This is a genomic window from Providencia sp. R33, assembly GCF_019343475.1.
Classification (GTDB): domain Bacteria; phylum Pseudomonadota; class Gammaproteobacteria; order Enterobacterales; family Enterobacteriaceae; genus Providencia.
Genome location: NZ_CP072453.1, coordinates 4,562,125 through 4,574,264 on the forward strand (window position 1 = coordinate 4,562,125; position 12,140 = coordinate 4,574,264).

Genomic DNA, 12,140 nt, shown 5'->3' on the forward strand with positions numbered 1-12,140 from the left:
TTAGGTTGGGTCTTAATTATGCGTAAAAGTGTTATCGCTTTATCAATAATAAGCTTTATTTTTTCAAGTAATCTTTCTGCTAAAGATATCAAGCGAATTAAAATCGGGGGGTATATTATTCCACCTGCTTTTGTATCGGCTTTGGCAGAAGGAATGTCAGTGCCTGTATTTTTGCGTTTAAAATCAGATGATGGAAAAAATCAGAGCGAAGGTAAAATTGCAGATGCCATAATAATTATAGAGCAGGGGAAAATTAAACTTGCCAATATTCATTTTATTGATGCAAATAAAGGCCCCAAAATACAACCTTTACTGATTGAAAATTTAGAGCAAAAAAAAGATGCTTTCTTTAATGAACTCAATACTATCGACGTCGATAAAAATGCTGAACTGCAATTGAATATCGCGTCGTTTAATTTATCTCTGGATGTTAATAAAGAAGCCATTGCGCCAAATGAAAAAATTAGGCAGTTTTCATTGGGCGACTCTACCGTTGATGCTTTTTCAACGGTTGCGAATTATGATTTCGGGGTTTTTGAAAGTCAGGTAAAAAAAGGAAAAAACTCATCAAGTAGCTATTTTAACTTAGATACGTTATTTGCGATTGCTGAGCACCATATAAACGTAAATGCATCGGCATACAGTATCGGTAAATCGAATTCTGACATTGAGCTTTACCGTGCAATGTATGAGCGTGACTTTGATGGCTTGCGTTTTGCGATTGGGTTAATGAGTACGTGGAACTTGCAGTCTATTGCTAGTTTAACCACCTTAAATCGCAGCAAAATATATGCGGCATCTATTGGAAATAATGCATCAAGTGTCGTCGTTAACAAAAAATACTCCCTGACACCAATTTATGTTTTTTTAAATAGCCCTGGGGAAGTGCGTATTTACCGTGATGAAAAATTACTCAATATCCAAAACTTTCCGATGGGTAGTTATGAGGTGGATACCAGTATTTTGCCGTTTGGTATTTATGACGTCACGATTGAAACTGTTGTTGATGGCAAGATTGTGACTTCGCAGCGACAAACAATTAATAAGTCATTTAGTTCAGGTGGCGCTGATTTTGACAAGCTTAATTGGGAAATCTACGGCGGATATATCGATTTTGATAAAAAACGTTATGTCAGAGGAAAACAAGCAGACCGTCAACCACTAGAAAAAAGTTATTTATTGGGTGCATCTGTTGCCAAAAGCTTCCCTGTGTTATCAGGGTTAAATGTTCAAATGTCGAATTATGGTTATGACGATTTTTTAATTAATGAAAGCAGTATTAACCTTTCATTAAACCAATATATTTCTATTTCTTGGCAAGGCATGGTTGAGAATCATGGGAGCTTTAGGAATATTGCTACAGTATCTACCAGTGTGCCAGATGGCTATGGTTCTGTTTGGGCTTCAAAAGAAAAAGCGGCCATTAAAGGTGACCTGCCAGTTTATGATTCAAATAGTTACTCTTATGGTGCGACACTGAACCTTGATAAGGTTGTTGACCGTGCAGGGTCATTTACCATTAGTAGTACAACAGATAAACGTATTGGTAGTGATTCAATTAACTATGAGTATTCAAATACACTGTTTTCAGGTCGTTATGGCACGATTGGTTTAAGAACGGGCGTTCAACGTTACCACTATGATGACCAAAAAAGCATTAATGAAAAATTTATTAGCCTTGATTTTTCATTACCGTTATCGACTTGGTTGAGCACGGGCTTATCTTCAAGTAATGGCAATATGAAAGCCAATATTTACGCCAATAAACGCTTTGATGACTCGGTGATTACGGATATTGGTGGCTCAGTCTCTAAATTAGTGCGCGATAAAAATAATGGAGAGTCTGATTTCTCAACGATGGGCTATGCCTCCTATGAGACAAAATATAACTCAGGAATGCTGACGGTTAATCGCCCTGATAACCAAAGATTAAATGGCAACTTTACGTCTCGCGGCTCTTTAGCCTACAGCGATGGCTCAATTATGCCTAGCGGGCAGCAAGGGAAGTCGGGTGTCATAATTAACTCGGATATTTATGGGGCAGGGAGTATGACCGCTCGAGTTAATGGGCAAAGTTACCCAATTAGTGGAAAAAATACGTTTATCCCTTTATCACCTTATTCAGATTATGACATCCAACTAATGAATGATGCGAAGTCTAAAGACAGTTTTGACATTGTGTCTGGGCGAAATAAGTCAGTTACTTTATACCCTGGGAATATTGCTATATATAAACCAGAAGTTCGGCAGTTAGTAACGGTATTTGGCCGTTTAAAATCCCCAAATGGTGAGTTTATTAAATATGCGTCTATTCGTAACCATATTGGTCGAACCAAAACTGACCACAATGGTGAGTTTTCAATGGATGTAGACGTGCGTTATCCGGTTATTTCCCTTTTACAAGAAGATGAGCAAACCATTTGCGAAGCTGATTTAAATTTAGAAGGTGCTCGCGGTGCATTGTGGCTGGGTGATGTGACTTGTGACCCGCAGCGCACAGTCGCATTAAGGCAATGAGAATTCTATGATGATTAAACCGATTTCTTTTTTTTCTCTTAGTGGCGTGATATTCAGTGTGTTATTCAGTTCAACGGCGGGTGCCGTTGCACTGAGTAATTCCATAGTTTTTGTTGAGAATGGTGTGGATGATGAATATTTTGTCACACCGAGGTCGTTAGACCCCCGCTTTACTGGCGCGAATAAATTTTCTCGTTATTCAGCAAAAAGCCAAGAAAGTTTAGGGTATATGGGCTACACCAATACTTCGATTCGAGCAAATCAGAATGTGGATATTTGGTTTGAAAATTCCCCCATTGATGGCCCATTTATCGGCAACCGTTGTATGCGTAATTATTGCAACCGAGATACAGGTTATTGGCCTGCACAATACGTTGGTCGAAATGGTGCATATAAAATTGTGCAGGACAATACATTGGGAGAAGGGACATACGCGCGAGGTATTTTTAGCGAATCAACCTATCAATATTTTAGACAGATGGCTGTTGGGGCGGTTGAAACCTACAGTTATCGTGCATGTATGACCGACTTGGATTATGACCCAGCGAAAGGGGAAAGTTGCCAAAGTGTCGGCGGGCGAATTATTGCATCCCACGAATTTACGATTACTAAATCTGCCCATATTAAGCTTAGCTCAACAGGGGCAATGCAAGAGGTTTATATTGACAGTAATGGGAACCCAAGCTTAGGACCGGGGGAACAATTTTGCCGAATTGGCGTTGTCGCTAATGTGAACGGTTTGATTTGCCAAGTCGTGAAGCATGAAACATCGGGGGATGTTTTTGCCAACGTGTTATTGAGTTTAAAAGTTAACTCAACCCTGATCCCATTTACTGTTGCGGGAGCATCAATAAAAATAGGGCCTGATGATGGCTCTAATATTTGGCGTAATTATAATTCAACCTATGCTGCGAATACGTATTTTAAAAGTTCGAACCAGTATGTTTCTATCTTTTTTTCTAATACGTTCTTTAAGCAGTTAATAACCAATAATGTGGATTTTACCAATAGCCAAGACTTTTTTACCTTCTCGTTTACTAACCCGGCGGCAGCTCCACAATCAGGGTACTATGAATTTACACCGTCAAATCAGTTAGTGATAAAGCCTCGGGATTATAGCATCAGTATTGTGCCGGCAGATTACATTCCAAACCCGTCAAAGACAGGCAAAATTGGCCCAGAAGAACCGCCAATTGAGTTTAATTATATTGTAACAACCAGTGGCCCTCGGCAGGCTGACTCTATTACGGCGAGGGTAGAAGGCCCAACCGTCAACGTTAACGGGCAAAACTTTTGCTTGTTCAGCTCTGACGATGACAAATTCCGCGTGCCATTCTCGGCTTATCTGTCATTTAAAAATGCGTCAGGTTCTGAAGAATCTTACCGCTCAAGCTGTGATGGTACGGAAATATCGATGAATAATGCCTTATGGGCAGAAACGCCGTGGGATATACCTAACCAAGACTTAGGGTCATTTTATCGGACTTATTTAGATTTACGCTTCCCAATGAATGAATCGAATTCGTTGTTTACTTTGGATGGAATTGATTGGTTAGGAACGGTATCGGCTAGTGGAACTGTCGTTGTGAAGGCGATTTGGACGGGACCTGATGTGCATCTATAAGCGATTTTACGAGCTCATATTATTTGGGGTGATATTGTTATTCTTTGGTAAAGCGCAGGCGTTGTATCTAAGTTCCGATATTTCAGCCCTTGAACCAAATAAAAGCTTTTTCTCAAAATCTTATATCAATGATACAAAAAAGGTAAATTTATATACATTTAGTGCCTATCAAATAGATAAACCAGATAATAATGAGAAGGGGAAGCCAATCGAAGAGGGGGAGATTATTTTTACCCCTTTAAAAAAAATTTTATTATCTGGTGAGCAAGAGTATTTTAAGATTTTTTATCGTGGTAAAGAGGATGATAAAGAACGCTATTATAAGATTGTGATTAGCGAAACAGCACTAGATGTGGACACGGATCCTGCTTTGAATCAACAATCTTTATTTTACCCCACGGTGAGTTTAGAAACCTACTTTGTGGTTAGACCGAAAAATATTGATTTCCAATATGCCATGGATGCAAATGCGGGCGTATTAAAAAATACGGGGAATACCTATTTTAGGGTATTAGTTCACGAAAATTGCGAGGTGAGTGATGACGTGCAGCCATTGGTTCTTCACCTTTTGCCCCAGCAAGAATTTCGCAATGAGGTTTTAAAGAAAAAAAGTCGTAAGTACATTGTTATATTTGATAAATACCACTCTATAGGCAACTGCGATTAGCCTGTTTAAAATTTCATATTATATGATTAGCCAGTAATACTTATTGTTACTGGTTTTTTTTCAACTCATGTTACGCATTGTTTCTTAATAATAACTAACATTTTTCGTTTTAATGTATTACATGCGAATTATGTGAGAATTAATTTTCATCTAATTATTAGGTTCTAATTGGAATTTAATAAGGTTGCTTTTCTTTATCTGATAAATTAGGGGAGAAATAATTATGGCATTAAATAGTGAGTTGAAAAATTATTTAGAATCGACGATCAAGACCTTAAATTTATCTGAAACTCCTTATTTTAAAGCATTATGTGCTGGTGAATTGTCTCAAGAGCAATTTGTAGAAACTCAAAATGAGTTCGCAACAATGGTTTTTTTCTTTAGCCGCCCGATGGCACAAATTATTGCGAATGTTCCTGATGCAATACCGCGTATTGCCATTGTAGAAAATCTTTGGGAAGAACATGGGCAAGGCATTAAAGAAAATGTTCATGGGAATACGATCTTAACGTTAATTTCTCGTCTCGGTGGCGACCCTAGCAAAGTCAACATTCACCAGCCACCGTTGAATGCGCGTGTGTTTAACGAAACGATTCGTAGTGTTTCTTCATTCTCAGATTACCGTTTTGCGTCAGCCGTATATGCGGGTATTGAGCGTACATTTGTTGACGCATCAACGCTGATTTATGAGGCAATCAAGGAGCAGGGCTGGCTAGAGGAGAGCCAAATTACCCATTATGGATTGCATAAAGAAATTGATATTGAGCATGCGGAAGATTTTTTGAAAGTTGTTAATGAAAACTGGCTTGAACCAGAGGTTCAAGATTTAATTAAAGACGGAATTAAATTTGGTAGCCATTTACTAACGAATGCCTATACGAGTTTTTATTACAGTTTGTCGTGACCTGAGAGTAACTCTCTAAAGTTTTATATTAAAAAAGGTGCAATAACGGCACCTTTTTTGTACTCATTGACCCGTCATTGGAAAGGGGTTGTGTATTTCTACTTAAATCAAAACAAAAATATTCGGGCATATTGAAGCATTTTTTTGCTTAAAACTTTGTCAATCATCACTAATGTGGCAGCTAAATGTGCTAGATGGATAAATCACCTTGATCCCAGACCGTGAACTCAGGTTTAATAAGGTTAGTCACTTGCGCAAAAATGTAAGCCTTAAGGGATATTTTGCGCAATGGAATGGATTCAGCTTTGCGGCAGTTCAATTTATTAGCGATCTGCTGCCATGAACATAGCAAATATTGCGGTATGGGTAGAATTGGGTTACTTTCAATCGCGCTACATCGGTAAATTGACGTTTTTCGTTGTGGCAAAATCAAAGTAGCACTATCCGTATTGCGTTGTAAAAATTGGTTTAAGTACGTTTTTATCCTACCTGGAGTATACTGATGACGACTCGTAAAACCCTTGCTAATGCTATCCGCTTTCTAAGTATGGATGCGGTTCAAAAAGCAAAATCAGGGCATCCTGGCGCGCCAATGGGCATGGCTGATATTGCTGAAGTACTGTGGCGTGACCATATGAATCATAACCCAGCAAACCCACACTGGGCAGATCGTGACCGCTTTGTACTGTCAAACGGCCATGGCTCAATGCTGATTTATAGCTTGCTGCACCTGACTGGTTATGACTTATCTATCGAAGAGTTAAAAAACTTCCGCCAATTACACTCTAAAACACCGGGCCACCCAGAATATGGCTATACTCCAGGTGTTGAAACAACAACGGGTCCTTTAGGTCAAGGTATTGCAAACGCAGTCGGTTTCGCGATTGCAGAACGCACATTAGCGGCGCAATTCAACCGTCCTGGCCATGATGTTGTTGACCACCACACTTATGTCTTCATGGGTGATGGTTGTATGATGGAAGGTATCTCGCACGAAGCGTGTTCTTTAGCGGGTACACTGAAATTAAATAAACTGATCGCATTCTATGATGACAACGGCATCTCTATTGATGGTGAAGTTGAAGGTTGGTTTACTGATGATACTGCGGCACGTTTCGAGTCTTATGGCTGGCATGTTATTCGTGACATCGATGGTCACGATGCATCGCAAATCAATGCTGCGGTAAATGAAGCGAAAAAAGCAGATAAACCAACGCTGATTATGTGCAAAACCATCATTGGTTTTGGTTCACCTAATAAAGCGGGTTCTGAATCTGTTCACGGTGCACCATTAGGTGATGCTGAAATTGCAGCAACACGTGAAGCACTGGGCTGGAAATTTGGTCCGTTCGAAATTCCACAAGATATTTATGAAGCTTGGAATGCACGTAAAGCGGGCGAAGCGAAACAAAAAGCGTGGGATGAGAAATTTGCTGCTTATACCGCGGAATTCCCTGAGTTAGCGGCTGAGTTTACTCGTCGTATGAACGGTGAATTACCTGCAAACTTTGATGCAGAAGCGAAAAAATTCGTTGAAACATTGCAACAAAACCCAGCCAACATCGCTAGCCGTAAAGCATCACAAAATGCACTAGAAGCTTTCGGTAAAGTATTACCTGAGTTTATGGGTGGCTCTGCTGACTTAGCTCCAAGTAACTTAACCATGTGGTCAGGTTCTAAAGCACTGAATGTAGACCCAGCGGGTAACTACATCCATTACGGTGTACGTGAATTTGGTATGTCAGCCATCATGAATGGTATCGCATTACACGGCGGTTTCATTCCTTACGGTGCGACCTTCCTGATGTTCGTTGAATACGCGCGTAATGCTGTGCGTATGGCCGCATTGATGAAAATTCGTAGCATCTTCGTTTATACTCACGACTCTATCGGTCTGGGTGAAGATGGCCCAACTCACCAACCAGTAGAGCAACTGGCAAGCCTGCGTGTGACGCCAAACGTCAGCACATGGCGTCCGTGTGACCAAGTTGAGTCTGCGGTTGCATGGAAATATGCCGTTGAGCGTAAAGATGGCCCAAGTGCACTGATTTTCTCTCGTCAGAACTTAGAGCAGCAACCTCGTACCGCTGAGCAATTAGCAAATATCGAGAAAGGGGCTTACGTTCTGAAAGATTGCGCAGGTACACCTGAGCTTATCTTCATCGCAACAGGTTCTGAAGTTGAATTAGCGGTTAAAGCTGCTGACCAACTGACTGCTGAAGGCCGCAAAGTTCGCGTTGTTTCAATGCCATCTACAGATGCATTTGATAAACAAGACGCTGCGTACCGTGAAGCTGTTTTACCTGCAAATGTTAGCGCTCGTGTGGCTATCGAAGCGGGTATTGCTGATTACTGGTTCAAATACACTGGCTTAAACGGTGCTATCATCGGTATGCATACCTTTGGTGAATCTGCGCCAGCGGAAGAACTGTACAAAGAGTTCGGCATCACTGTAGAAAAAGCAGTTGAAGCAGCGAAATCTCTTCTGAAATAAGTGATTTAATGATGGGGTATTCATTAGTTGAATGCCCTGCATAATCTTATTTTGCTGAACAACGCCTAGCGGATCGTTAGGCGTTGTTTTTTTGTGCACTAATCGATGATTTTCTATTGCGTTCTATCATTTTATCCCTTAATCTAATTCTAGATTAGCTGAACCGTTTCAGTGAAATGAAAATCAATGAAAAAATATTTTAAAAGTGTCGGCTACAGCACACTTTTGATGTTTAACAGCTAAAATGAGCAGTAGAGTGAGTGCGACTCAGTTATCCTTAGCAACCGTGTGATTTTGCTCAGATACAAGGTGTGGAATGGCAATCAGGGTGGCAATAAATGGCTTTGGTCGAATTGGTCGAAGCGTTTTAAGAGCGTTATATGAATCGAGCCGTCGGGCAGAGATAGTCGTCGTTGCAATTAACGAACTTGCTGAACCGGAAGGCATCGCGCATTTGCTGAAGTATGATTCCAGCCATGGGCGCTTTGCATGGGATGTGAGGCTTAATGGCCCACTCTTACAGGTCGGCGATGATAACATTCGTTTATTTCACCAAACCGATATCACAGGTTTACCGTGGAAAGAACTCGGTGTTGATATCGTACTTGATTGCAGTGGTGCTTACGGATCCCGTGATGATGGCTTAATGCATATCGCGGCAGGCGCTAAAAAAGTGCTATTCTCTCATCCTGGTACTGATGACCTTGATGCCACTGTTGTCTATGGTGTTAACCACGAAAGCTTAACGGCCAAAGACAAGATAGTATCAAACGCCTCTTGCACCACTAACTGCATTATCCCAATTATTAAATTGCTTGATGAAGCATTTACGATTGAGTCAGGGACCGTTACGACGATCCACGCGTCAATGAATGACCAACCCGTTATCGATGCTTATCATAAAGATTTACGAAGAACGCGTGCTGCCAGCCAATCTATTATTCCAGTTGATACCAAGTTAGCGGCAGGTATTACGCGAATTTTTCCGAAATTCAAAGATCATTTTGAAGCTATCTCTGTCCGTGTGCCTACAACCAATGTGACAGCGATTGATTTGAGTGTTACCGTACATGACGATGTCTGTGTTGAAAAAGTGAACCAACTACTGCGAAGCGCCGCACAGGGGCATTTTCGTGGTATAGTGGACTACACAGAATTACCGTTAGTCTCGATGGATTTTAATCATGATCCACACAGTGCTATTATAGATGGTACGCAAACGCGAGTTAGCGGAAAACATTTAATAAAAACCCTGGTTTGGTGTGATAACGAATGGGGGTTTGCTAACCGGATGCTAGATACAACGCTAGCAATGGTAGCGGTCGGTTTCGACGAACAGGTTTAAACTAATTGGCTACTGACAGACAGCAGGGCATGATAACCTTTTTCGCCTCTGCCCAGTAGTTGATGGAAACTTTATAGAGAATCAACAAGAGGATTCACCATGTCTGTAATTAAGATGACCGATTTAGACTTAGCGGGTAAACGTGTTTTTATTCGTTCTGACTTAAACGTTCCTGTAAAAGATGGCAAAGTTACTTCTGATGCACGTATCCGTGCTTCATTACCAACAATCGAAGCTGCTCTGAAGCAAGGCGCTAAAGTTATGGTCACTTCTCACCTCGGTCGTCCGACTGAAGGCGAGTACAACGAAGAGTTTTCACTGCAACCTGTTGTTGACTATCTGACAGATAAAATCGATTACCCAGTTCGTTTAGTCAAAGACTACTTAAATGGCGTTGATATTGCCGCTGGCGAGTTAGTCGTTCTGGAAAACGTTCGCTTTAATAAAGGCGAGAAAAAAGACGACGAAACGCTGTCAAAACAATACGCTGCATTATGTGACGTGTATGTGATGGATGCGTTTGGTACGGCTCACCGTGCTCAAGCATCGACCCATGGCGTGGCAAAATTCTCACCTGTTGCGTGCGCAGGTCCATTGTTAAGCAATGAGTTAGAAGCATTAGGCAAAGCACTGGGTAATCCAGCGCGTCCAATGGTTGCGATTGTGGGTGGTTCTAAAGTCTCCACAAAACTGACCGTGTTAGATTCACTGTCTAAGATAGCTGACCAACTGATTGTTGGTGGTGGTATCGCAAATACCTTTATCGCAGCAGAAGGCAACAATGTTGGTCGTTCATTATATGAAGCTGACTTAATCCCTGAAGCGAAAAAATTACTGGCTAACTGCCAAATTCCAGTACCGACAGATGTCCGTGTTGCCACTGAGTTCTCTGAAACAGCAGAAGCGACCCTGAAATCAAGTACTGAAATCAAAGATGACGAGCAAATTCTGGACTTAGGTGATGAATCAGCGGAACGTCTGGCTGAGATCCTGAAAAACGCCAAAACCATTCTGTGGAATGGCCCAGTTGGTGTATTCGAATTCCCTAACTTCCGTAAAGGAACAGAGATCGTTGCAAAAGCTATCGCCGAAAGTGATGCATTCTCTATCGCGGGTGGTGGTGACACATTAGCCGCTATCGATTTATTCGGTATTGCAGACAAAATTTCATATATCTCTACTGGTGGCGGTGCTTTCCTTGAGTTCGTTGAAGGCAAAAAGCTCCCTGCCGTTGTGATGCTAGAAGAACGTGCTAAAGCGTAATTAATTGTTCATACACAACAGGCAGCGTAGGCTGCCTGTTTACCACAGGACCTTTTCACATGTCTAAAATTTTTGATTTTGTTAAACCTGGTGTTATCACGGGTGATGATGTACAGAAAGTTTTCGCAGTTGCCAAAGAAAATAACTTTGCATTGCCAGCGGTGAACTGTGTTGGTACGGATTCAATTAACGCCGTACTCGAAACGGCCGCGAAAGTGCGTGCGCCTGTTATTGTTCAGTTTTCAAACGGCGGTGCAGCATTTATCGCAGGTAAAGGTTTGAAAGCCGAAGGCCAACAAGCTGCGATTTTAGGTGCAATCTCTGGTGCTTATCATGTGCATCAAATGGCTGAGCACTATGGTGTGCCGGTTATTCTGCATACTGACCACTGTGCGAAAAAATTACTGCCATGGATTGATGGCCTGTTAGACGCAGGTGAAAAACACTACGCGAAAACTGGCAAACCACTGTTTTCTTCTCACATGATTGACCTGTCAGAAGAATCACTGGAAGAAAACATCGAAATCTGTGCTAAATATTTAGCGCGTATGGCTAAAATCGATATGACGCTGGAAATCGAATTAGGCTGTACTGGTGGTGAAGAAGACGGTGTTGATAACACAGGTATGGACAGCTCTGAGCTGTATACTCAACCAGAAGACGTTGCATACGCATACGAAAAACTGAATGCAGTGAGCCCACGTTTCACTATCGCTGCTTCTTTTGGTAACGTTCACGGTGTTTATAAACCAGGTAACGTTCAATTAACGCCAAAAATTCTGCGTAACTCACAAGACTACGTTTCAGAAAAATATAACCTGCCACACAACAGCTTAGACTTCGTATTCCACGGTGGTTCTGGCTCAAGCGCTGCTGAAATCAAAGAAGCTGTCGGCTACGGTGTTATCAAAATGAACATCGACACTGATACTCAGTGGGCAACTTGGGATGGTATTTTACAGTACTACAAAAAGAACGAAGGCTATCTGCAAGGTCAGTTAGGTAATCCAGAAGGTGCGGATAAACCTAACAAAAAATACTACGACCCACGTGTATGGCTGCGTAAAGCACAAGATTCAATGGTTGTTCGTTTAGAACAAGCTTTCAAAGAATTGAACTGTGTTGATGTTCTGTAATTAATACAGACTAAGCTTTGAATTGAAATCCCCCCAGTGAGGCAGCTTGCAGGGGGATTTTTTTATTGATTAATTGTTGGCGCCCCTGATGAAACCTTAGTTGCCATTGGTTTGATGAATTCTTTAACCAAATAGATGAGCGATTAGTCTGCCTTGTTTTTTCTCCCTGATGTAATTCAAGGTATTAAAT

8 protein-coding genes are annotated in these 12,140 nt (G+C 41.3%); all 8 read left to right on the top strand.

Translation table 11 applies throughout. The features are described 5' to 3' along the window. The first annotated feature begins 18 nt into the window (after window positions 1-18). The 8 genes from J6836_RS21155 (at window position 19) to fbaA (ending at window position 11,950) form a co-directional block, all read left to right on the top strand. Window positions 19-2,517 carry a TcfC E-set like domain-containing protein gene (locus J6836_RS21155; protein ID WP_219245779.1) on the top strand — a complete coding sequence of 833 codons (2,499 nt, stop codon included), beginning with the start codon at window positions 19-21 and terminating at the stop codon, window positions 2,515-2,517. Between the two features lie 7 nt (window positions 2,518-2,524). Then, on the top strand, window positions 2,525-4,141 hold the full coding sequence (locus tag J6836_RS21160) for a fimbrial protein (RefSeq protein WP_255586277.1): 1,617 nt from the start codon (window positions 2,525-2,527) through the stop codon (window positions 4,139-4,141). A gap of 28 nt (window positions 4,142-4,169) precedes the next feature. After that, window positions 4,170-4,808 carry a fimbrial protein gene (locus J6836_RS21165; RefSeq protein WP_255586425.1) on the top strand — a complete coding sequence of 213 codons (639 nt, stop codon included), beginning with the start codon at window positions 4,170-4,172 and terminating at the stop codon, window positions 4,806-4,808. A 223-nt stretch (window positions 4,809-5,031) separates the two neighbouring features. Next, window positions 5,032-5,712 carry a TenA family transcriptional regulator gene (locus J6836_RS21170; protein WP_219245781.1) on the top strand — a complete coding sequence of 227 codons (681 nt, stop codon included), beginning with the start codon at window positions 5,032-5,034 and terminating at the stop codon, window positions 5,710-5,712. A 502-nt stretch (window positions 5,713-6,214) separates the two neighbouring features. Further along, window positions 6,215-8,206, top strand: coding sequence for a transketolase (gene tkt / locus J6836_RS21175; RefSeq protein ID WP_219245782.1), 1,992 nt, complete (start codon window positions 6,215-6,217; stop codon window positions 8,204-8,206). A 316-nt stretch (window positions 8,207-8,522) separates the two neighbouring features. Then, the gene (gene epd, locus J6836_RS21180; RefSeq protein WP_219245783.1) at window positions 8,523-9,551 is read left to right on the top strand and encodes an erythrose-4-phosphate dehydrogenase; all 1,029 of its coding nucleotides are present in this window, start codon (window positions 8,523-8,525) and stop codon (window positions 9,549-9,551) included. A gap of 99 nt (window positions 9,552-9,650) precedes the next feature. Then, window positions 9,651-10,814: a phosphoglycerate kinase gene (gene pgk / locus J6836_RS21185; protein ID WP_219245784.1), complete on the top strand. Its 1,164-nt coding sequence runs from the start codon at window positions 9,651-9,653 to the stop codon at window positions 10,812-10,814. 59 nt (window positions 10,815-10,873) lie between these two features. Next, window positions 10,874-11,950: a class II fructose-bisphosphate aldolase gene (fbaA, locus tag J6836_RS21190; RefSeq protein ID WP_219245785.1), complete on the top strand. Its 1,077-nt coding sequence runs from the start codon at window positions 10,874-10,876 to the stop codon at window positions 11,948-11,950. Window positions 11,951-12,140: the final 190 nt, after the last annotated feature.